The sequence below is a fragment of the Ignavibacteriales bacterium genome (genome assembly GCA_026390575.1).
Classification (GTDB): Bacteria; Bacteroidota; Ignavibacteria; order UBA10030; family UBA10030; genus Fen-1298.
Genome location: JAPLFR010000008.1, coordinates 174,266 through 198,364 on the forward strand (window position 1 = coordinate 174,266; position 24,099 = coordinate 198,364).

Annotated in this window: 16 protein-coding genes; all 16 read left to right on the forward strand. The window is 37.9% G+C overall.

Annotation, left to right across the window (positions count from 1 at the left end; all coding sequences use genetic code 11):
- Positions 1–39 precede the first annotated feature (39 nt).
- The 16 genes from NTX44_06940 (at position 40) to NTX44_07015 (ending at position 24,089) form a co-directional block, all read left to right on the forward strand.
- Complete coding sequence (locus NTX44_06940; GenBank protein ID MCX6121341.1) at positions 40–1,623, forward strand: glycosyltransferase family 4 protein; 1,584 nt, start codon at positions 40–42, stop codon at positions 1,621–1,623.
- Positions 1,610–3,814, forward strand: a complete 2,205-nt coding sequence (locus tag NTX44_06945) for a heparinase II/III family protein (protein ID MCX6121342.1) — start codon at positions 1,610–1,612, stop codon at positions 3,812–3,814. The genes NTX44_06940 and NTX44_06945 overlap by 14 nt, the downstream gene beginning before the upstream one ends.
- 18 nt (positions 3,815–3,832) lie before the next feature.
- Positions 3,833–5,260 (forward strand): O-antigen ligase family protein, encoded by a 1,428-nt coding sequence (locus NTX44_06950; GenBank protein MCX6121343.1) that lies wholly within the window; start codon positions 3,833–3,835, stop codon positions 5,258–5,260.
- A 29-nt stretch (positions 5,261–5,289) separates the two neighbouring features.
- On the forward strand, positions 5,290–6,570 hold the full coding sequence (locus NTX44_06955; GenBank protein ID MCX6121344.1) for a glycosyltransferase: 1,281 nt from the start codon (positions 5,290–5,292) through the stop codon (positions 6,568–6,570).
- Positions 6,567–7,694, forward strand: coding sequence for a glycosyltransferase family 1 protein (locus NTX44_06960; GenBank protein MCX6121345.1), 1,128 nt, complete (start codon positions 6,567–6,569; stop codon positions 7,692–7,694). Before NTX44_06955 ends, NTX44_06960 begins: the two co-directional genes overlap by 4 nt.
- A 172-nt stretch (positions 7,695–7,866) precedes the next feature.
- Positions 7,867–9,195 (forward strand): right-handed parallel beta-helix repeat-containing protein, encoded by a 1,329-nt coding sequence (locus NTX44_06965; GenBank protein ID MCX6121346.1) that lies wholly within the window; start codon positions 7,867–7,869, stop codon positions 9,193–9,195.
- A 34-nt stretch (positions 9,196–9,229) separates the two neighbouring features.
- The gene (locus NTX44_06970) at positions 9,230–10,330 is read left to right on the forward strand and encodes a DUF1972 domain-containing protein (protein MCX6121347.1); all 1,101 of its coding nucleotides are present in this window, start codon (positions 9,230–9,232) and stop codon (positions 10,328–10,330) included.
- A gap of 417 nt (positions 10,331–10,747) precedes the next feature.
- On the forward strand, positions 10,748–14,074 hold the full coding sequence (locus tag NTX44_06975; protein ID MCX6121348.1) for a putative Ig domain-containing protein: 3,327 nt from the start codon (positions 10,748–10,750) through the stop codon (positions 14,072–14,074).
- A gap of 283 nt (positions 14,075–14,357) precedes the next feature.
- Positions 14,358–15,800, forward strand: coding sequence for a sugar transferase (locus tag NTX44_06980; GenBank protein ID MCX6121349.1), 1,443 nt, complete (start codon positions 14,358–14,360; stop codon positions 15,798–15,800).
- Positions 15,801–16,547: 747 nt separating this feature from the next.
- Positions 16,548–17,855, forward strand: a complete 1,308-nt coding sequence (locus NTX44_06985; GenBank protein ID MCX6121350.1) for a UDP-glucose/GDP-mannose dehydrogenase family protein — start codon at positions 16,548–16,550, stop codon at positions 17,853–17,855.
- Positions 17,856–18,018: 163 nt separating this feature from the next.
- Positions 18,019–18,984 carry an NAD-dependent epimerase/dehydratase family protein gene (locus NTX44_06990; GenBank protein ID MCX6121351.1) on the forward strand — a complete coding sequence of 322 codons (966 nt, stop codon included), beginning with the start codon at positions 18,019–18,021 and terminating at the stop codon, positions 18,982–18,984.
- Between the two features lie 138 nt (positions 18,985–19,122).
- Positions 19,123–20,271, forward strand: coding sequence for an adenylyltransferase/cytidyltransferase family protein (locus tag NTX44_06995; protein ID MCX6121352.1), 1,149 nt, complete (start codon positions 19,123–19,125; stop codon positions 20,269–20,271).
- Between the two features lie 93 nt (positions 20,272–20,364).
- Entirely contained in the window at positions 20,365–21,411 is a 1,047-nt protein-coding gene (gene gmd, locus NTX44_07000; GenBank protein MCX6121353.1) for a GDP-mannose 4,6-dehydratase, read from the forward strand.
- Between the two features lies 1 nt (position 21,412).
- Positions 21,413–22,339: a GDP-L-fucose synthase gene (locus NTX44_07005; GenBank protein ID MCX6121354.1), complete on the forward strand. Its 927-nt coding sequence runs from the start codon at positions 21,413–21,415 to the stop codon at positions 22,337–22,339.
- On the forward strand, positions 22,336–23,274 hold the full coding sequence (locus tag NTX44_07010; protein ID MCX6121355.1) for an SDR family oxidoreductase: 939 nt from the start codon (positions 22,336–22,338) through the stop codon (positions 23,272–23,274). The genes NTX44_07005 and NTX44_07010 overlap by 4 nt, the downstream gene beginning before the upstream one ends.
- The gene (locus tag NTX44_07015) at positions 23,271–24,089 is read left to right on the forward strand and encodes a WecB/TagA/CpsF family glycosyltransferase (GenBank protein ID MCX6121356.1); all 819 of its coding nucleotides are present in this window, start codon (positions 23,271–23,273) and stop codon (positions 24,087–24,089) included. Before NTX44_07010 ends, NTX44_07015 begins: the two co-directional genes overlap by 4 nt.
- Positions 24,090–24,099: the final 10 nt, after the last annotated feature.

The following is a 24,099-nucleotide window of genomic DNA, read 5'->3' on the forward strand; positions in this document are numbered from 1 at the left end:
AATTATTAAAAAGTGTGAAAGACAGATAAATTGAGAAGATTGGTCATACTAAAAGGAACATCGAAGCCCTACCATAAGCTTGACAATGAAATACTGATCCTATTCAAAGATCTCAAGAATGAAATTAAAGAAGGTCACTTCATTACACATATTGTACATTATCGAAGTGTCCAATTAATTACATACAAAAAAGAGACATTGACGAATCCTCTCTTGACTATGATTTTGCTGAGGGCGCTTAGTATCGGTTCATGCAGTATTGCTGATGAGTTCGGCCGACGTGAGGATGTGACGTGGTGGAGAATTACTAGACAAGCTAAAACTGCGTTTATCGAATATTTCAAAATCAGAACGTATTTACGAGGGATCAAACAAGAGATCAGTTCCTTAGAGGTGACGCCTGAGAAAGCAATCAAGGTTTCCTTAGATCTTAGAAGAAACCCAATCTATTTGAGGACCGATCTTTGGTTCGGAGTACATTCCGGCGGTTCAGTAGGCCATATTGCTGGAGTTTTAAATCGACTGAATCTTTTTTCTGGAAAACCATTATTCTTCTCTACAGATACCATACCTACTGTTGATAAAAGCATTGAGACACATATCGTTCTTCCGCAGAAAATATTTTGGGATTATTCTGAAATGCCCAGCTTTACTCTGACAAAAGAAGTAGTGAGCGCAATAGAGAAGAAATGTCCGGAAAATAGTATTTCATTTATTTACCAGAGATACAGCCTCAATAATTATGCAGGCGTTAAACTATCGAACACTTTTCGCATTCCATTTGTGCTTGAGTATAATGGCTCAGAAATATGGATAAGCCGAAATTGGTTGAAATCATTGAAGTATGAAACGCTCTCAGAGAGAATAGAAATGTTAAATTTGAAGAGCGCCGATATTATTGTTGTTGTCAGCGATGTCATGAAAAAAGAACTGAAACAGCGAGGGATCAATGATACAAAGATATTGGTGAATCCTAATGGAGTTGATCCTGATAAGTATTCTCCCAACATTGACGGCGGTGCTGTGCGTACGACATTTGGATTGATGGATAAATTCGTAGTAGGATTCATTGGTACCTTTGGCCCATGGCACGGTGCGGAAATATTGGTGGATGCGGGAAACGAATTGTTAACTATGAATCCCGAGTATTGCCGAAAAGTTCATTTTCTCTTTATAGGCGACGGAAGTTCCCGAAGACAATGTGAAAATATGGTGAATACCGCATATAGGAATAATTTTACCTTTACCGGCTTGGTTCCTCAGGATCAAGGTCCGCAGTATCTTGCAGCTTGTAATGTTCTGGTCGCCCCTCATGTGCAAAATCCCGACGGTACAAAATTTTTTGGAAGTCCTACAAAACTTTTTGAATATATGTCAATGGGTAAGCCCATTATTGCAAGCAGATTAGAACAGATCGGTGAAGTACTCGAGCATAATAAAACGGCAATATTAATAGAATCAGGAAATATAAGCCAACTTGTTCATGGATTGGAATTGCTTATGTGTCAGCCCGAGTTATGCAGAATTCTGGGAATGAATGCACGAGAAGAAGCTCTATTGCATTACACATGGGATAAACATGTAAAAAAGACCATTGATGCGCTTACGTATGTTCTACACTAAGAAATATTTTAAAAATATTATTTCTACTCCTCCTCACCTTCTTTTTCAACGGGCAGCTTTAAAATATAATAGATTTGTTCAGCAGAAAAAGGTGAGGGAAAGAGATTTACATTTCGCGACAAGAGTTCAAACAGATCTATTACCAGCACAACCACTTCTTTTAAAGACTGCTGAACTGGATACATCTTTACTAGACAAAAATGTATGTTTGTATTTGGCAAGTATGTACTCCAAACACAAATTTGATCTTTTGGGAAGCGGATGGGTAAAAAATAGTTACACATCTCAAGCAGCCGGACTTGAAGGATATCGTTATGAAATGAATGTACCCATCGATGATTTTGATCCAAGCGGTGCATGGTTGAGCAAGATTCTCTTGCAGCCTCATGTGGATTCCGGTAAGAAGATATGGAACTATATCGAAGGCACTTATGAACCTATCGATTGGCAAAAAGATTATAAAAGCGGCTATCGTTGGAATAACAAAAGATGGTATAAAGATGTTCGGTACGGCAACATTATGGGGGCAGATGTGAAGGTTCCATGGGAACTGGCACGACTACAGCACTTACCTCAAATGGCAATCTTTGCAATGGCGCTGCCAGAAAGACGAGATCAACTATTAAGGGAATTCAAAAATCAAATCTTAGATTTTGTTGCTACAAATCCTCCACGGATGGGCGTTAACTGGGTAAGCACCATGGATGTAAGTATCAGAGCCGCCAATATGCTGATATCGTTTGAAATGTTTTCTCAGCTTGCTCCTGCGGGAATGATTGATTTAGAGTTTAACAAAATATTTGTTAATTCAATCTATGAACACGGCCTGTTTATTGCGAGTAATCTAGAATGGTCGAGACATATTACATCTAATCACTATCTATCCAATATTGTCGGCTTATTATTTATCGCTGCATTTCTGGACCGGAGTCCACTCGTTGATTGTTGGTTAGGTTTCTCTATTCAAGAAATAATTTCCGAATACAAAAAGCAGTTTTACACCGATGGCGGAAATTATGAGTCATCGACATCCTATCATCGGCTCAGTGGAGAAATGATCGTCTATGCTACCGCACTTATTCTTGGATTGAGCGCAGAAAAGAAAAGGGCTCTTCAGGAATATGATTCACACTTGTGGAATTCTATTCCAAAACTCAATGACTCTCAGTGCCAAAGTTATTTTACGGAGAGAGAAGAGTTGTTACCTGAATGGTATTGCCATAAATTATTCCGTACACTTAATTTTACATTAGATATAACAAAGCCTAATGGCAATATCCCTCAAATAGGAGATAATGACAGCGGAAGATTTTTTCGATTGTCGCCCAATGGATCTCTGTTGAAAGAACATGAAGCAAAGAAGAAATACAAAAACTTAAGCGCTGTATCTTTAACAGACAAAAGCTATTGGGATGAAAACGATCTAAATCATGCAACTTTTATTTCAGCGGGCAGCGCTCTCTACAGGACGGAAATATTTCAATCAGCCGAATCTAAATATCCATTGGAATATTCAATAGTGAGTTCATTAGCGAAGCATAATTTTTTTAAAGATATTGATCAGGAACCAAAACAACATTCAAGGATCTACAACGCGAATGACTCCTTCATCTCATCAGCGACAATGCCTTGCGTATCCCAAGAAATCATTAAGCCTACACGGAAAAGCAAAACCTCTTTAATTTCACAATTACGATTGATTTGTTATAAAGATTCTGGAATATATATTTATAAGGCCGATAGATTATATCTTTGTATCTATCTTGTTCCAAAGGGACAGGAGGGATTCGCTGGGCACAATCATAATGATATTGGATCATTTGAACTCAGCATTGACGATGAAGATATTAACATAGATCCCGGTACGTATATTTATACACCTTTGCCGATTAAAAGGAATCTTTTTCGGTCGATTCGATATCATAGTGTGCCGGTAGTTGAGGGAAGAGAACAATATATTTTCGACAATGATAATGTTTTTCTAATGAGAGGGAATGTCTCGGTCCAAATATTGCGGTCTGATGAAACAGAATTTTCATTTATAATATCATACGCTTCGATACACATCGTACGTTCATTTATATTTAAGGATGATTGCCTTAAAATTACGGATAGATGTAATAAACCTTTTTGCAGTCAGATGAATAAATTCCAATTGTATTCCAACGGATATGGGAAAAGAATTAATTGATTTAATAGAACAACGAAAATGAATTTTATTTTGGCGCTTATATTGTTGATAGTGATTATCTTTGCCTACAGACAGAATACCGTTCGATCTCTTTTTTTATTTATAGTTCTTTTATTGCTGCTTCCATTGGCATCACGGCTTAGTTTTCTCACTTCCTGGCAGATTGGCCAATCTGATTATGTCTTATCATTGTATAGCTGGCTCGGATTAGCTTTTTTCCTGCTCTATTTTAAACGTTTGCTATCACATCTGAAACGTTTTAACAACTTTCTTTACTCGATATTTATCTTATATAGTATCATTTTATTTCTCCAGTTTGTTAATCCCCTCAATTATACAATTCAAGAAAGAGTCTGGGGTTTGAGAGATATTGCAGCGTGGATAGGCTTTGTCAGCGCCTATATCGTGTGGATTGAAAAAAGGCCGATTTATCAGATTGACCAAGATAATATTTTTAAAGGCATATTCATATTAGCAATTATTGCAACTCTTTATTCAATGTATCAGGTGTTCTTTGGATTCACTTCTATGGATGAAACATTTCTCAAATATCATGGATTTGCCATTGATAACGAAGCACAACCATTCAACTGGTCCATTATGCTTGATGGCCGCCCGCGTTTTCTTCAGACGAGTTTTCTTTCAAACAAATATCTTATTCAGGTGTATCTATTATTATACCTTGTCGTTTTCCGGAAGACAATGAAGTATAAAATCTTGGGATATATTTTCGGCGTAATTCTTATTCTCGGTTTAACCATAAATCTTGAACGCTCTCCCATCATGTTGATTATTATTTCTATAGTTTTAACCAATATTTTAACGTATCTAATATCAGAAAATAAAATGAAGAAGGTGCTTGTTTCAGTCGCAAGTATTGTCGTAGTGGTTTCGATCTTTCTTTCATTGGTTAGTGGTCCATGGCTCAATGAATTGGCAGAATCAAATATTATTACAAAAAGATTCGTTAATATAACAAATTATGAAAGTGACCCAGCGTTTTACGGTAGGATTGTTTGGTGGATAGAAATATATATTCCTAGAATTATTTCCAATCCTCTGGGATATGGTTTAGGATCAACGAGTGACCGAGATCCGGAAATTATAGCAGACCTTCGTCCACCTCCGCACAATTTCTATATTTATTATGCCTATGAAATCGGACTCATAGGATTGTTCATTTTTCTTCTTATTATCTTTTATATGATCTATCATTCTCTGAAAATGAAGAAGGGAAAACCCATAGGTGAACAATTAATTATCACATATTTTGTTTCAGTGGTTATCGTAAATCTCGCAGAAGGAGTCGCTAATATTCCATTTTATGAGAACGATATCGTTCTCTCAAGTTATATAATCGCAATGTATTTGGCTTATCAGTTCAAATTAATAAATAGAGGCAATGAAGATGCATCGATTCTTCATAAGACTCCTGTGTTAATATAATATATCGTTCATGGTTCGTATTCAGTATTATGAAAAAATTGTTTTTTATCTCTTACAATTTTCCTCCGTTTTCTTCTGGAGGTGTTATTCGGGCGCATTCATTTGTTAAATATCTCCCCAAAAACGGGATCATACCATTTGTATTATCTGCAAGCTTAGATGATGTTCCTGAAGGTAGAAAGGATAATTCATTTCTTCCGCAATATGATCCGTCAGTCCAGATATTTCGAACAAAAGGGCAACATTTTTTCGAGAAATTTATATTTAATCCTTACGCCTTCCGTCCTGGTCTGACAAATAAAGGATCCTTAAAAGGCAAATTACTTAAAATAGTTAAAAAGATGATTTTCCCGGATCCGGAAATATACTGGCTGTTGCCAGCCATGGTTTTGGGGAACCGGATTATAAAAAAATATAAATGTTCAATCATATTCGTTACTGCTCCACCGCATAGTACAATGATCGCTGCGTACCTTCTCTCTGTTTTCCATCGTATTCCCCTCATTATTGATTTACGGGATGATTGGGTTGGGAATCCATTTTATACGAGAACAGTTGTTGGTAAATTAGTTGCGGAGCTGTTGGAAAAAGTAATAGTACGCCGAGCACAATCTGTTATAACGGTCACAAAAATATCGTACGATTTATTGGTGCAAAGACATAACAAATATCAAAAAAAGATCGAACTGATACCAAACGGATATGATCCAGAATATATCAAACCAGTTCAACCACGAAGAAGAAAAAATATTGTCTTTCATTATGGCGGCACTTTAACAAGAAACAGAGATCCCCGTACGTTTTTAAGAGCTGCAAGTGAATATTGTGCCGAACACAAACTAAATTCCGATGACATTAGTTTTGAATTTGTTGGTAATGTGGTGGATCCTGAATTCTTGCCATCACTTCAAAGCTCCGAATTATTCCGAATAATTCCAAATATGGAATATGTGACCTATCAGAGACATATCTCAGAAAATGTTGATATTATCCTCATCTTTCAGAGTAAAACAGACGGCGGGGAGACTGCTATCCCAGGTAAACTGTACGATGCGATTATACGTCAGAAACCGATTCTCAGCATAACGGAAGGCGGAGCGGTCGATGATTTTTTAAAAACATATCCAACAGCAGCAACAACTTCTATTACAGATATACAGGAAATTAAAAATTCAATCGACCTTGTAATCGGTTATTGTGGAACAAAAGGACAAATGGATACATTGCCGAGTAAGGAATTTTCACGGATAGAACAAACCAAAAGACTGGCTCATTTAGTCATGATGAATCCTCAAACGAGGAAACTTTGATAATCGGTTTTGATGCGAAATGGTTTTTTGATGGACATCCAAGTGGTAAGCGTATCACTCAGAATATTGTTGCGGCATTTGCCGAGCTAAATCTTATCCATGAGGTGGTGATATTTTTAGATAAGAAATATCAACGTTGTTCCATCCGTAATCCAAAACCGAATATTCGATATGTTTATATTTGGGCAGGGAATAATTTGTTATCGAATCTATTCATTTTACCTTTTCATGCAAAAAAAGAAAGAATTGATGTATTATTTTCCAATAATTTTTCTCCGATTAGTGGAAGATATATGCGTGTGACTTGGATATTGGATGTCATCTTTAAATCGCATCCTAATTACTTTACACTGAAGGAACGGTTTTATTTTTCCTTTATCAAACCCCTTGCCTTAGCCGCAGATCATCTTTGTACTATCTCTTTTTCAGAAAAAAAAAGGATGCTCAAATATGGGTTTAGTTCGACATCAGATAATATTGATGTAATTTATTTAGGCATAGAGAATAAATTTAAATCAAAAGAAAATCATGACCGCGCTTATTTAGAATTTGTAAAAAAAGAATATGGATTACCTGAACGATTTTTGCTTTATGTCGGACGACTTAATCAGCGGAAAAACCTTGATAGTCTCTTAAAAGCTTATGCTTTTCTTGAAAACTCACCGGAGCTAATTCCGCTTGTTCTTGCTGGGTCTCCTGATTGGAAAATGTTCGATATCAACAAGATTTTAGAAGAATTGAATATTAAAAACAAAGTAATACTCACCGGATTTGTTGATGACGAGTATCTTCCGGCTATCTATGCTCTAGCTACGGTGTTTTGTTATGTTTCCTATGAAGAAGGATTTGGTTTACCACCGTTGGAATCGATGGCCTCTGGCATTCCGGTGATAGCCTCGAATTCTTCTTCATTGCCTGAAATCTGTGGTGATGCAGCAATATATGTTGATCCGCATGATGTAAAAGATATTGCTCGTGGTATTAAAGAATATTTAACGAATCAAAATTTATGCGATGAGATGAAGAAACGAGGATTGTTTCAAGCATCAAAATATAAATGGGAATATTCTGCTTTGAAAATTATTGAGTTAGCGAATAGCATATTTAAGAAGAAGCTGCATTAATACGATTGTAAACATTTTTGTACACTAAAGGTTGCGGCAATTCATGGCGGACAATTCAAGCATAGATATCCCTATCTATCGTATTTTGACGCGATGTCTGTATTTGGACAACAGATTCTCCCATCCATTACGCAAAATGAATAAAATACTAATATTCATGTCGATATTGCTTATGCGGGGGTCTGCGTCCGCTGATTGGATTAATGTTACTCAAGCTCCTTATTTTGTACGACCTAATGATTCCGTATCATGTGAAAGAGCAATACAAAGCGCTATTGACACTGCTTACAGTAAAGGGGGAGGGTTTGTATATATCCCAAAAGGATATTATTTGATCTCTGCCAAGATTATTGTAAAGGAAAATGTCTCATTATTAGGTGATGGTGAATTATCTGAACTTAGGGTGAAAGACGGTACGTCCTTATCTAATTTCGGGCCCTATCCCCGCATGATTGAACTAGAACAAAAAACATCCCTTGAAAAGCTATACTTCAATGGGAATAAAGCATCTTCATCTCCTCCTGCGATTTGGGGTATTCTTGCATATGGTCCCGGACTTGGATATGTTCAAATACGAAATTGCAGAGTTAGCAATTTTAAGCTTGCTGCCGTGGTAGTTGCAAATACGGAATATTTTACGTTAGATAATAATATTATTTCCGATAATGATCGTGATGCATTTTACGGTTCAGGAAATTATATGACAATTACAAATAATGTAATAAAAAACAATATCGAGGATTACGGCATTGCAATTGAAACTAATGAAGCATATTCAGCCCCACATCATGATATTCTCATTTCCGGGAACGTTATTGAGAATTGCAAAGTCGGAGTTGGATTATCTCAAAAGTACGATGACAAGACTCCTGTAGGTTATAGATATGGCCCAACGAAAACAGTCATTTATAATAATAGAATTTCCAACACCTATGAAAATGGAATATTTATTGGTGATGCAAGCCCAAATGATATTCCAAAGGAATATTCAGCAAATGGTATTTTAGTAGATGGAAATATTTTATATGATTGCGGCGGTTGTAATCAACTTGTTGGGGCAGGCATTGTCTGCTCAAGGTCCTACAAAATAACAATTAGTAATAATACTATAGATCGAAGTAATTCTGAAGTACATACTAAATGGGGGATTATAATATCAAATTCAGATACAATATCGTTATCAAACAATAATGTTTCAAGGGCTCAACAGCATGACATATTTGTCATAAATGGCAAATTCATTTCTATCGTATATAATACTATTAAGGATGCCTTATCCGCAGGTTTGTATTTTATAAATAGTACCCATGTTACTATGATCGGGAACAACGTCAAGAGCAATACTACTGCAATGATGTTTGAATCCGGTTCAAACTTTGTAATTTTTGATAATTCGTTCAGCCTAAACAAACATATTATTTACCCAGCCATATCTTGGCCGGAATTTAGCCAACCATCAAAAAGTACGGAACTAAGTTTAAATAATTATATAGGCAATTAGAATTCCATTTAAAGTTGACCAATATAACGACAATATGAAAATAGCAATTCTTGGAACTCGCGGTTATCCTTATGTCTATAGTGGTTATGAAACATTTGTAGCAGAATTAGCTCCAAGACTTGTAGCGCGAGGACATACTTTGACAGTTTATTGTCATCGTGGGCTATTTAAGAGTTTTCCAAAAATTGTCCATGGAGTACGATTGCTATATATTCCTTCTGTTAATTCAAAAATACTAAGTCAATTAACAAATTCATTTCTTTCTACTCTTGACGCATGTTGCAGAAACAATGATGTTCTATTTTATGTCAACTCGGCCAATGGTCCTTTTGGCATCATAACCAAAATATTTAAGAAGCGAACAGCAATAAATGTCGATGGTTTAGAATGGCTGCGTCCTAAATGGAAAGGGCTTGGCGCTAAGTACTTCTACACAGCATCCAAACTTGCCACAAAGTATTTTGATGTTGTTGTCTCAGATTCAGAGCGGATGGCAGAAATTTATGAAAAGGAATTTGGGGCGGCAAGCGTTGTCATTGCATATGGTGAAAATCTCTCCAACAGCCAGAAACCGGAATTACTGCAAAAATATGGTTTAGCTTCTGGTGATTATTATCTTATTGTGGGAAGATTGATCCCTGATAACAATTCAGCTATTATTGCCGAAGGATTTAAACAATCTAAGACGAAAAGAAAACTTGTAATTGTTGGTGATGTCCCATACAAAGATATATATGCAGAGTCAGTAAAACAAATAAAGGATTCCCGGATTGTTTTTACCGGCTACGTGCGAGATGCAGAGATGCTTAGTGAGTTGTATTGCAATGCTTACGCCTATATACACGGCCACGAATTTGGCGGAACAAATCCGACGCTTCTCAAAGCTCTTGCTAGTGGTTGTTGTGTGTTTGCCTTAGATACTGTTTTTAGTCGTGAAGTGTTAAACAACACGGAACATGGAATTTATTTTTCAAAAGATACGGTTGAAATATCTCAGCTTATCGACAAAATAGATAATGATGAATCAACTGTTCAGGTGTTCCGCGATAAGGCAAGAAGGCGAATAACAGAACGATATACATGGGAGAAGATTACGGATCAATACGAATCCTTGTTTAAAAAAATGGTTGATTAAAGCGAAGACAATCTGCTTAACTACAAGAAAGGGGTTTTCTTCCCCAGCAATACAGTAGCAGGTTTGTAATGACGAAAAAGAAGGAGAACACAATACTGCACATCCATTTTTCAGTGCGAGGAGACTACCTGCACAAGGAAAAGAGAGATTGCTTTTCTCAACTACGTCGGGAGAAGCAATGGCGAGCGTGAAATAAAGGGATATTAAATCCTGCCCTTGAGGGTAACTTCATGTGTTTTGTTACTGTCGGAAAAATTAGCGGTAGAAATTATTTCCTGATGCTAACAAACATAGTCTCCTAAAGCCCTACGGTAATATTTGCTATGTCCGCTAATGACTATTACAAATACTATAATGAAAAATAATATCGGTGATCAATCATGCTTTTGAATATTTATTTTTGATATTATACTTAGAATGTCATCAGTATTAAGAATTGCTATATGTCTCCTCTTTGTTTTGGGCACTGCTAAGTCGCAAGAAATTACTCTGCTTCAACCAACGGACGGATTAAAACACCAGAATTCACGATCAGTGACATTTCGATGGGAAGGCAACTACGAATACTATCGTCTTTTAATAGGAAAGAATATTGAGTCTTTAAGTTTACACGGCGATAAAATTACCATCCCTGAATACACTGTATCCGAATTAGATACAAATCAGATTTACTATTGGCGGATTATTGGTTTTAATAATGCCCAAATTGACACAAGTATGGTAATTAGTTTCTCAACGGACGATGCAATACTGAAAATAACAAAATCATACATTACTGATAATACCGTAAAGATAGATTCCGCACTTATCGACCTACTTCCCAGTAAAACTGCAATAGTACTTGTCGATTTTGTGAAACAAACGCTCCCTCCTGACAGCATTCTAAGTCCCGCTATGCAAAATGCGATAGAGTTAATAGAATCCTCTCGGCGTCATGGAATATTAGTGATACATGTGATTCATGATTACGATTATTATGTGAAGCCTAAAAAAGGTGAGATTGTTGTTAAGAGTGATCCGATTCATTGGAAAGGTCAAGTATTTAAAGTTATTGATGATAATGTAAATTTACAGTTACTATATGATGATCCTGGAATTGAATCATATTTAAAGAGTGTTGGTATTAATAATCTGTTATACTTTGGATTTTCACCCTCAGAATGTGTTCTGTGGTCTCGTTACAATAGTGTTTATAATGTTCATAAAAGGAATCCTGATATTTTCAACACTGTTTTGGTGTCTGATTGCAGCGAAACAGATAGCTCTCAATATGAGTGGACTCTGGACATCTTTAGAGAACGATATAGTCTGACCAATCTGTCCGAAGTAGCAAAAGCTCTTGGTGATTCGATTAATGTTAAAAAACTTATATTAGAAAATAAAAGTGATTACAACAATAATTTTAATGGAAACATCGGTTCCGATATCAGAAAAAACACGGCAATAATAGTATTGAACTTGTCCAATGAATATCTGGAAAAAAATTCTGCTTCAACTCAGAGGTACGAAGCATCTATTCAATTAACAAAAGGCCTTATCAGCTTTGCACGGGTTTATCAATTGCCGATCGTATTCATAAATAATTATTCGCAAGGCAATTTAGGCATTACTCCTGAACCAGGTGATATTTCTATCTTTGGTAATTCTTTTAAAGATGAACAATTATTATGGAATTATCTTAATGACTTTGGTATTCAAGATATGATTGTTACCGGAGTGATATCAGACAAATCTTCACTATTTCCAATGTCTGACCCAGGCTCCTTAACATTTCACCGGAACGGCGGGTATTTCGCAGAAGATAAGAGTTGGAGAACATTTTTTCTTGAGGATTGTATTTACGCTGATACTATACAATTCAATTTATCGAGTGATACTATAAAGGCGATTTATTTACATCTTGCCACCGGAGATGGATTATCTGTTGATCAATATAAAACCTCAATGTTCTCAATCCTAAGACATAACACTAATAAGCTTCCTTCGATTATACCCATTCCAAATCAAGTTGCTGTTGAAGATAATATTTTTGAATATCATGTTAGTGCTTTTGATCCAGACAGTGCTCAAGATAATGATTATGTTACTTTTAGACTGGTCCACAAACCAAGTTGGCTCAGCATTGACAGAATTACGGGAACCATTAGTGGTACTCCACTAATATATAATCTCTATGATACAGTGGTTGTAGTAGAAGCGCTTGATCAATATAGTGGTGTCACATATCAACAATTTTCAATTTCAATTACTCATGTAAACCATATTCCCGAGATTGTCTCAATCGGAAGTTTTGTTGCACAAGAAGACTCGCTCTATACTTATCAGGTGAGGACTGAAGACCCTGATACACTCGTTGGAGATGTGCTTACCTATTCGCTGACTAAAAAGCCAAGCTGGTTGAGTATTCATAGCGGCACAGGGTTGATCAGTGGAATACCGCGCGGACACAATGTTGGAGATACATTGGTGACGGTACGTGTGGCCGACGGTAAAGGTGGAATTGCTAGTCAGGCGTATCCTATTTCTGTCCGCCATACTAATCACGCACCGGTGTTTGTGACCCAAGTGGACACGACAGCAATAGAAGATTCACTCTATGTCTACACAGTCAGAGCCAGCGATCAGGATAGTGTGTTATTTGGAGATATCGTTCGATATCGTTTATCCGTGAAACCGAAGTGGCTGCGGATTGATAGTGTAAGCGGAGTGATCACGGGTACACCTGCAGGGATGCAGGCGCGAGACACTGTTGTAGATATTCAGGCTATTGATAACAAGGGAGGAATAGGAGAGCAGAGCTTTACATTGCATGTGCAGCACGTGAATCATCCACCGGTTATCACAAGTTTGCCCGATACGGTTGCCTCTGAAGATTCTCTGTACACATATCATATAAAAGCATCTGATCCTGATGTAGTATTTTTCGGAGATTCACTTCGGATTAAAAATATCATTCTTCCATTATGGCTAAAAATTTACGGGGATAGTTTGGTTGCGGGAACACCCGGATGGCTAAATGTCGGAGATACACTTGCAGCATTTGTACTGAGTGACGGCCGGGGAGGAGAGATTTTACAAAATTGGGTAATACGTATCTTTCATATAAATCACAAGCCAATAGTCGGCAGCCTCCTTTTCCCACAGCCTGAGGATACAATTATATTGAAGGAACCGCCAGTTCCAATTAAGTTTGTTTGGAACAGTGCAAAAGATAAAGATATCGTCGATACGTTACACTACATCATTACCATTCAAGGGCCTGGATTAGATACAACAATTGCAGGTATCAAAGATACTATGGTATCGATGACATTTATGAAGAGATTAAAACAATCATCGCGATATAGATGGTGGATCGAGGTCAACGACGGTTATGCGACTGTTGCTTCTTATGACACCAATAAGTTCAAGACAAGTGATAAAATAACTTCTGTGTTTGTAAAAGGTTCTGCAATACCTAAAATGTATGCTCTTGCTCAAAACTATCCTAATCCTTTCAATCCAACAACGATGGTCCAATATGATCTCCCGGAAGAATCTCAGATCCGATTAACAGTCCATAATCTCCTCGGTCAAATTGTGGGAGTAATTTTTGATGGTATACAGCATGCTGGACGTTATGAAATCAATTGGAGGCCAGCGTCTGCCTCGAGTGGTATTTATTTTCTCATTATGGAAGCAAAAGGTCAAACAGAAAACCAAACGCACTTTCGCGCTGTGATTCGGATGTTACTTCTGCGTTGATATTTCATTGTTTATAAGCCCTCCTTCTAGGTGTGATAAAACGCACTTAATCTAAAGAAAAGACCTTGATACATTGCTTTTCAAGAAGTTTTTTATCAAATTCAAAATGTATATTGTTCGCCTTAATCTCTTGCCAGATATACAAAGATTTAAGTTTTAAATAATAGAGACTGCTAAAAGCCATAATGATGATACCTATGAATTATGGAGAGTTTAAATATTATGGTTAAATTTGCTTTTCGATTAGCATCATAGTGGGGGAAAAGGGCTGGAGGCGTTTAGCATGATACGGAGAAATTGGCGGTCAATATTAATTATTACTGCAATTGTTACTGATATCGTTGCGATTGTCCTTTCTGGATTCGTAGCTTATTTCATCCGAAGTTTTATTAGCAATTTACCTATTCTTCCTTTTAATGTTTTTTTTCAGCATAGTATTCTTTTTGGGTCTGTTTTTATATTGCTTGCATTAATTCTTGGTATCTATCGAGCGACATTACATAGTAATTCCATTCTTCTGTATTTCATAGCAGCGAAGGCATATTTGTTTGCAGTTTTCTTTTCATTAGCAATTCTCTATATTTTCGAAACAACTGTATTCCCCCGCAAATTTACGCTTTTATTCTTTCTCATTTTTCCATTTTTATTCCTTCTCGGCCGGTTCATCTTTAATGGTTTTATACGTACGATGCAGCAATATGGATATGGAGTGCATAATGTCCTCATCGCCGGATATGATAATGGTGGAATGGCAATTATCAGACGTTTCAAGAATTTTCCTGAATTGGGATATGCTCTTAAAGGAATTATTACCAATCAGAAGCATCACTCTCTTGTACCCATGGAAATTCATGGAGTCCTCGTTCCGCGATATTCCCTTACTGAGCTTGAACGAGTTATTACAGAACATAATATTGATAGAACATTTGTCCCTTCGACTGACGTAATCACAAACGGTTATGCTTCAGTATTTGATATTTGCAAAAAAAAGAACGTTAAATTGAAAGTATTATCCGAAAATTCCGATTATCTTCTTCGGCACTCGCATATCAATGATATTGCGGGAATTACGTTGTATGCACCACCGAGAACTCGAGTTGATGTACTAAAACGAATCATGAAGCGAATATTTGATCTTGTTGTTGCCAGTGGAGTGCTGATTATCGTAAGCCCAATTCTTATTCTTACTGCATTAGCCATTTGGATCGAGTCAGGACGTCCGATATTCTTTATCCAAAAACGCGCTGCAATAAAAGGTGGAAAGACATTTAATTTCCACAAATTCCGCAGTATGGTAAAAGATGCCGATGAAATGAAAGAATCACTGTTTGATCTGAATGAGACGGATGGCGCACTTTTTAAAATTAAGGATGATCCACGCAATACCCGGGTTGGGAAATTCATCCGGCGATATAGCATTGATGAATTACCGCAACTTATTAATGTATTTAAGGGAGAGATGAGTATTGTGGGTCCCCGTCCATTGCCAATAGGAGATCTTCGAAAATTAAAGGAATCTAAAGAGTATTGGCATTCTATCCGAGATCGTGAAAGAATGAAACCTGGAATCACAGGATTGTGGCAAATTTCAGGCAGGAGTAATGTAGGATTTCGGGAAATGATATGGCTCGATCTATATTATATAGAAAATCAATCGTTGTTATTTGACATAGAAATACTCTTCGCAACAATTCCAACAGTGCTGTTTGGAAATGGAGCATATTGAAGAGAGAAGTAGATGCGATGTCGAGTCTATGAGTATTTGAGAGCTTTGATGAATTTTACAGGTTCAAGAAATTCATTGCAGGTAAGTTCAGCAACCGATTGAAAAAAACATTGTATGGTGTGTAGTCCATTGTTGACGTAAGATGGAGAGGGGAGAACAAGAAGTTTGAAAATTGATTAATACGTATTTTGAATATATCGACTCAAAAAGTGAGTTACCCTCCATATTTACTAGGGAAGTTTTAGCATCTTTCTTTAGGTAACCCCAAAAAAGGATGTTACAGTATAGGCACGTGAGCGGACGTGAATATTTGACAGCCATTCTGAAGTGTTATCACCGAGCAAATAATAAACTTAAGCAAAACATCTTAGAACAGATGAATTAGAAAATCAATTCACGTTTCGTTCTGGTAGATTCTCTGCTTCGCTATATCTTTAAACAACTGTAATCACAATAATTTCCAGTTCTCTTTATTGATAAGACAATATGTAGCTGAAAGCTGATTATGTGCGCTTGATTGCTACAACAATTAGTTGTAAGACACGAACATCTATAGTACTCCCCAAATCCCGTAAATAATTTATTGCCTTGGTATCAATGGAATACAGACTTGCTCTGTATCTTCAGTCTCGCTATTGCATTTTTTATCGTTTCTTTTCTCTACTTAATTTCTTATTCTTACATTGTACATAATTGAATTGGGAACGATCCAATAAAGATCAACCCTATAAAAAGAGGTGATTTGCAATGAAAATTTCAATAATCGGAACAGGGTATGTCGGACTTGTACAGGGAGCATGTTTTGCTGATTCAGGTAACAATGTTATCTGCATGGATGTGGATGAAAAGAAAATAAACAGCTTGAAGAAGGGCATTATCCCAATTTATGAACCAGGATTGAACGAAATAGTAAGGCGTAATTCTCAAGATGGGCGGTTGGTCTTCACGACGAACCTGAAGGTTGCAGTGGAGAACTCAAAAGTGATATTTCTTTGTCTGCCGACGCCGCAATCGGAAGATGACTCTGCGGATCTTTCTCGTGTTTTATCCGTCTCCGAGAATCTTGCTGAATTAATTAATGAATATAAGGTCATTGTGAGTAAAAGCACGGTGCCAGTAGGGACCGTCGATAGGATTAAACAAGTTATACGCAAAAAGAGCAAATATGAAGTGGAAGTTGTCTCAAATCCGGAATTTTTAAAGGAAGGTTCAGCGATACAAGATTCAATGAAACCAGACCGAATCATTATCGGCACTCGCAGTAAAAAAGCCATTGCAATACTCAAAGATTTGTATGCTCCTTTTGTGCGCACGGGGAATCCAATTCTCATTATGAATGAACGTAGTGCTGAAATGACAAAATACGCCGCAAATGCATTTCTTGCCACAAAGATTTCGTTTATGAATGAGTTATCAAATTTATGCGAAGAAGTGGGAGCAGATATAGACTGGGTACGGAAAGGTATTGGTAGCGATCCGCGGATCGGCAATCAATTTCTCTTTGCCGGGCTTGGTTATGGTGGATCATGTTTTCCGAAGGATGTAAAAGCGTTGGTGAAAACATCGCAGGAGAACGCGTGTGATTTAAAGATTCTTAGAGCAGTGGATGATGTTAATGAACGACAAAAAAAGACATTGGTGCGAAAGCTTGTGAATTATTATAAAGGTCAATTAAAAAATAAAGTTATTGTTTTGTGGGGATTGGCGTTTAAACCCCAAACAGACGATATGCGAGCGGCACCATCCATTGAAGTAATTAACGCATTATTAAAGTTGGGAGCGCGTGTGCGTGCGCATGATCCCATTGCGCTTGCAAGAGCCAAAATACTATATCCTACAGGTGTGGAATTTTTTGAGAACAGTTACGACGCATTAAAAGGCGGAGAAGCTTTGCTCATCATTACAGAGTGGAATGAATTTCGAAGACCCGACTTCCAGCGCATAAAATCTCTCATGAAATCACCGGTTATTTTTGACGGAAGAAACATTTATGATCCGAAAGAGTTAAAAGAAGCTGGATTTACGTACTTTGGCATGGGGAGAAAAACGGAATAACAGATAGCAATGAGCAATGATTCATGATGAAGGATGAAGGAGTACGTAAAAATATTGATATCAGAATCATTGACGTTTAAATTTGAATGCGGAAGGCTGATACAGAATTCTGACGATTGAAAACTATAATTTCTATTCGCTATTTAATAATTCAAGGTTCAATATGAAAAAAGCTTTAGTATGTGGTGCTGGTGGTTTTATAGCTTGTCATCTAGTGAAAAAACTTAAAAGCGAAGGATACTGGGTACGCGGTGTCGATATTAAAAAACATGAATGGTCTCCGAAAGCGGCTGATGAATTTCTCTTACTTGATCTTCGGATAGAAGAAAATTGTCGCAAAGCGTTAACGGTTAATGGCGGTACATTTGATGAAGTATATCAACTTGCCGCAGATATGGGGGGAATGGGTTTTATTCATTCTGCAGAGACTGAAATTATGCACAATAGTGCGCTTATCAATATCTATATGACAGATCTCTCTGCACGAATGGGAGTCCCGCGATATTTCTTTTCATCTTCCGTCTGTGTTTATCGCGATATGAAACAGGGCGAGCCAGAAATGAAGGAGGCCGAGGCGATTCCAGCACATCCAGACAACGAGTACGGATGGGAAAAACTTTACTCTGAACGAATAGCGATGGCGTATGAACGCCGATTTGGTATGCAAGTACGCATAGCTCGATTCCAAAATTGTTATGGCCCTGAAGGAACATGGACGGGCGGCAGAGAAAAAGCTCCGGCTGCAATATCGCGCAAAGTAGCGGAAGTTGAAACTGGCGGTACAATTGAAGTTTGGGGAGACGGCACAGCAGTTCGTTCTTACACCTACGTGAGCGATATGGTAGACGGCATTTATCTCTTGATGCATTCTGATTTGACGGGTGCCGTAAATATTGGATGCCCGCAGTACGTCACCGTAGACGAGTTAGCTAACACAGTCGCAAAAGTTTCAGGAAAGAAAATCAACATCAAACACGTGCCTGGACCGGTTGGTGTTCAATCACGGAATTTTTCCAACGAACGGGTTTATTCGCTTGGATGGAAACCAAAAGTATATCTTGAAGATGGGGTCAAGTTGACGTACCCTTGGATAGCAACTCAAGTGAAGGCAAATAATGCTCGGGAGTAATATTCGTTTTGAAAAAAATTTTCGTTGAGCAAAGAATATTTAATGTGGATGAAAAATACATTTTTAGATATTCTCTCGATCATCCTAACTTTATGAGAACATTTATTCTATCCTTATATATGTCTTTTATCGGCGGTTATGAGCAATAAGAAAAAAGTCTTTGTAACAGGATGCTTTGACATGCTCCATAGTGGTCATGTTGCTTTTTTCAAGGAATCAGCCAGCTATGGTGAAGTGTATGTTGGCTTAGGTTCCGATGAAACTGTTTTCAATCTTAAGGGACGTTATCCGATCAACAATCAAAATGAACGAAAATATATGATTGATGCATTGGCCTGTGTAAAAGAATGTTTAATCAATACAGGCTCTGGCATTATGGATTTCATAAAGGAAATTGATATTGTGAAGCCGGATATCTTTGTGGTGAATGAAGAGGGAAACACTCCGGCGAAAGAAGAACTGAGCAAAAAGCTTGGAATTGAATATTTAGTTTTAAAACGGCTCCCATTCGAAAATTTACCAATCCGGTCCTCAACAGCATTAAGAGAAGAGTTAACAATGCCGTTTAGGCTTGATTTGGCTGGCGGATGGCTAGACCAACCTTATGTCGGCAAAATTGCAGCTGGTCCCGTGCTCACTATTTCGATTGAACCAACTATTGAGTTTAACGAGAGAAGCGGAATGGCAACGAGTACGAGAAGAAAAGCAATCGAATTATGGCATACTGACGTTCCACCTGGTAATAAAGAGAAGCTTGCAAAAATTCTCTTTAGTTATGAAAACCCGCCTGGAACAAAAGTCATTTCAGGCTCTCAGGACGCAATTGGAATTGTTATGCCTTGCTTCAATAAACTCGATTATGATGGAGGATTTTGGCCGACAAAAATTACTTCAGTTCTTGACGAAGATATTTTATCATGGATCGAAAATCACCTGAGTCTAATTACTCTTGGTCCACGGGATGATCTTTATGATGTTCTAGAAAACACACAAATTAGCAAAGAGAATGCAGAAGCTCTCAGCTCTGCAGCAGAACAGTGTTGGGATTCGATACTAAGAAAAGATTTACAAGGATTTGGAAAATATTTTAAAAAATCATTTGAAGCACAAATAAAGATGTTCCCGAACATGGTCTATGATGATATTTTTAAAACAATCGAACGATATAAGAATTCTGCGTACGGTTGGAAATTATCTGGTGCAGGAGGAGGGGGATATTTGGTGTTTGTCACCGAACACACTTTGAGTGGAGCGATTCAATTAAAAATAAGAAGAAAGACATTGTAATTTTATTATAATTATTACTACGAAGGTCGCAAAGATTATTTTACACAATACACTTTTTAGCTTGTGTTTAATGAAGTCAAACGAAAGAAAAACATGACGATTAAAAAAGCTTTAATCACCGGAATAACCGGCCAGGATGGTTCTTATCTCTCGGAACTCTTACTTGAAAAAGGATATGAAGTTCACGGCATCATTCGAAGGAGCAGCTCTTTTAACACGGGAAGAATTGACCATTTATTTAATAATCCCGAGATTCAGGGAAAAACGATGTTTCTCCATTATGGCGATCTTACGGATACGAGTAATCTTAATCGTCTTCTCGAAAAAATTGAGCCTGTAGAAATTTATAACCTTGCTGCACAAAGCCACGTAAAAGTATCATTTGAAATGCCCGAATATACTGCTGAAGTAGATGCGGTAGGTACATTGCGCTTTTTGGATGCGATTCGAGAAACAGGACTTCGCACGAAATTCTATCAGGCATCGACAAGCGAATTATTTGGTAAAGCGCAGGAAGTTCCACAGACAGAAACAACTCCTTTTTATCCTCGCAGTCCGTATGGTGTTGCGAAATTGTATGGGTATTGGATTATTATTAATTATAGAGAAGCATACGGATTATATGCCTGTAACGGTATTCTCTTCAATCATGAATCACCGAGACGCGGGGAGACATTTGTTACAAGAAAAATATCACTTGCAGCAGCTCGTATCAAATTAGGATTGCAAGATAAGCTCACGGTAGGAAATTTGTATTCCAAGCGTGACTGGGGATACGCACCTGAATATTGCGAAGGGATGTGGCGTATGCTTCAACAGGAAAAACCGGATGATTTTATTCTTGCGACGGGAGAGACGCATACGATTAAAGAATTCGTTGACGCGGTATTCAACGAACTGGAAATGGATTTAACCTGGAAAGGCGAAAAAGAAAACGAAGTAGGATTATTAAAAAAAGACGGGCGCGTATGTGTAGAAGTGGATCCGCGATACTATCGTCCCACGGAAGTTGAATTACTGATTGGAAATCCTGCAAAAGCAAAAGAAAAATTGGGATGGATTCCGAAGACCACATTCCGTGAGTTAGCAAAAATGATGGCAAAAGCAGATTTTGAAAAGGTGAAAAGAAGAGGTTATTAAGATGAAAATAAATGCGAAGATATATGTTGCCGGTCATACAGGCTTAGTCGGATCGGCTATTATGCGTTCGCTCAAAGCGCAGGGATATTCCAACTTCTTGCTTCATACGATAGAAGAATTGGATTTAACGCGCCAGTCGGCGGTGGAAGATTTGTTTAAACAAGAACGTCCTGAGTACGTCATACTTGCCGCAGCAAAAGTAGGCGGCATACAGGCAAACAATACGTATCCGGCTGATTTCATCTATGTAAATCTGCAGTTAGAAAACAATATTATACATTCAGCATATCAGCAAGGTGTAAAAAAACTTTGCTTTTTAGGGAGCTCGTGTATCTATCCGAAGTATGCTCAACAGCCGATGAAGGAAGATTATTTGTTGGATGGTAAGTTAGAGCCCACAAACGAACCCTATGCGATTGCAAAAATCGCTGGAATAAAAATGTGTCAGGCATATAACAGGCAGTATGGAACGAATTTTATTTCTGTCATGCCGACCAATCTTTACGGACCTCACGATAACTTCGAACTGCAGAGTTCTCATGTGTTACCGGCGCTTATAAGAAAATTTGTGGATGCAAGGAAGGCATCAGCTGCTTCTGTGACTGTTTGGGGAACAGGTTCCCCAAAACGGGAATTTTTATTTGTGGATGATCTTGCAGATGCGGTTGTTTTCTTAATGAATCACTATGATGACGGCGAAATTGTGAATATAGGCACGGGAAAAGATATTTCAATCCTCGAGCTTGCCCATGTCATCAAAGAAGAAGTTGGTTTTACCGGCTCCATTGAATTCGATGCAACGAAACCCGATGGCACACCGAGAAAATTACTTAATGTCTCGAAAATTAACGCACTTGGCTGGACAGCCAAAACCCCGCTGCGCGAAGGTATTAGAAAAACAATTCAGTGGTATTTGGAGAACAAATGAAGCGATCATTAGTCACAGGCGGCGCAGGATTCCTTGGCTCGCATTTATGCGACCGTCTGCTTGCTGAAGGGCACGAGGTTGTTTGTCTCGACAATCTTATTACGGGTGATATAAATAATATAGCTCATTTGATGGGAAATAAAAAATTCAGTTTTATCAACTATGATGTAACGAATTATCTTTTCGTGGATGGAAAGATAGATTACATTTTTCACTTTGCATCTCCGGCAAGTCCAATTGATTATCTCAAGCTGCCGATCCAAACGCTCAAGGTTGGTTCATTGGGAACACACAAGGCGCTTGGTCTTGCAAAAGCAAAAGGCGCACGCTTTTTTATTGCTTCGACATCCGAAGTCTATGGCGATCCGCTGATTCATCCTCAGACAGAGAATTACTGGGGCAACGTAAATCCTGTCGGTCCGCGTGGTGTCTATGACGAAGCCAAGCGCTTTGCAGAAGCTATGACAATGGCATATCATAAATATCATGGAGTAGAAACGCGCATTATACGTATCTTTAACACGTATGGCGAACGAATGCGGATGAATGACGGCAGAGCAATACCGGCGTTTATGTCTCAGGCACTTCACAATGAAGATGTCACTGTGTTCGGAGACGGCAGTCAAACAAGGAGTGTCTGTTATGTTTCAGATCTCATTGAAGGTATTTTCCGATTAATGATGTCTGAGTATGACGCACCGATGAATATCGGGAATCCAGAAGAAGTAACGATACTGAACCTTGCAAAAGAAATTATCCAATTAGCCGGAAGCCGCAGTAAAATAGTTTTCAAAAGCCTTCCACAAGATGATCCAAAAGTACGCCAGCCAGATATCACGAAAGCGCAAACAATTCTTCACTGGAAACCTGAAGTGCATAGAGATGACGGCTTGCGAAAAACGCTCAATTATTTTAAAGCGAAATTAGGCGTGTGAGACAATCTGTGGGTGAATATCAAATCAAAACGCCATCAGCTGTGAAACAAAATGATACACAGAACCCCGGTCTCGAAGTCAAAACGGTGAACGTTTTAGGAGTGTCTGTTGATGGCTATACTAAAGCGGAACTGACAGCTTCTTTCCTGGCGATATTGAAAAGTCACCAGCGCGGCTGGGTCAGTTATGTCAATGTGCATACTATTGATATTGCAAATCACTTGCCTTGGTACAAGCAGTTCATATTGGATGCGCTCATTCGATATTGCGATGGAGAGGGAGTTCGTTTTGGTGCTTATTTATTGGGAGAACATATTCCAGAGCGAATTACTTTATCATATTACATCAACGACCTTGCCAGTGCGGCCGTTGCACATAATTTGAACATATTCTTGCTTGGCGGTACGCAGGCTGTTGCAGAACTCGCGGCAAAACGACTCAAAGAATTATATCCTACTATAAAACTCTCCGGATATCATCATGGCTATTTTTCCGAGCGAGAAAATAATTCTGTGATCAATATGATCAATGCCACCCAGCCGGATATCCTGCTGCTTGGCATGGGAGTTCCCAAGCAAGAAGAATGGACAAAAGAAAACTTTGACAAATTGAATGCAAAAATTATCTGGATGGGTGGCGGCTTTCTTGATACGCTCTCAGGTAAAATAAAACGATGTCCACAATGGCTGAGTGAAATTGGATTTGAATGGTTGTTCCGATTTATACAAGAACCAAGGAGATTATGGAAACGATATTTAATTGGAAATCCATTGTTTCTTATGCGTATTCTCCAAGCTCGAATACATAAACGCTAGAGCGAATTGT

Coding starts and splice junctions, on each gene's coding strand:
- NTX44_06945 (MCX6121342.1), top strand. CDS start 1,610: ATGTTCTACACTAAGAAATATTTTAAAAATATTATTTCTACTCCTCCT.
- NTX44_06950 (MCX6121343.1), top strand. CDS start 3,833: ATGAATTTTATTTTGGCGCTTATATTGTTGATAGTGATTATCTTTGCC.
- NTX44_06955 (MCX6121344.1), top strand. CDS start 5,290: ATGAAAAAATTGTTTTTTATCTCTTACAATTTTCCTCCGTTTTCTTCT.
- NTX44_06965 (MCX6121346.1), top strand. CDS start 7,867: ATGCGGGGGTCTGCGTCCGCTGATTGGATTAATGTTACTCAAGCTCCT.
- NTX44_06970 (MCX6121347.1), top strand. CDS start 9,230: ATGAAAATAGCAATTCTTGGAACTCGCGGTTATCCTTATGTCTATAGT.
- NTX44_06975 (MCX6121348.1), top strand. CDS start 10,748: ATGTCATCAGTATTAAGAATTGCTATATGTCTCCTCTTTGTTTTGGGC.
- NTX44_06980 (MCX6121349.1), top strand. CDS start 14,358: ATGATACGGAGAAATTGGCGGTCAATATTAATTATTACTGCAATTGTT.
- NTX44_06985 (MCX6121350.1), top strand. CDS start 16,548: ATGAAAATTTCAATAATCGGAACAGGGTATGTCGGACTTGTACAGGGA.
- NTX44_06990 (MCX6121351.1), top strand. CDS start 18,019: ATGAAAAAAGCTTTAGTATGTGGTGCTGGTGGTTTTATAGCTTGTCAT.
- NTX44_06995 (MCX6121352.1), top strand. CDS start 19,123: ATGAGCAATAAGAAAAAAGTCTTTGTAACAGGATGCTTTGACATGCTC.
- gmd (MCX6121353.1), top strand. CDS start 20,365: ATGACGATTAAAAAAGCTTTAATCACCGGAATAACCGGCCAGGATGGT.
- NTX44_07005 (MCX6121354.1), top strand. CDS start 21,413: ATGAAAATAAATGCGAAGATATATGTTGCCGGTCATACAGGCTTAGTC.
- NTX44_07010 (MCX6121355.1), top strand. CDS start 22,336: ATGAAGCGATCATTAGTCACAGGCGGCGCAGGATTCCTTGGCTCGCAT.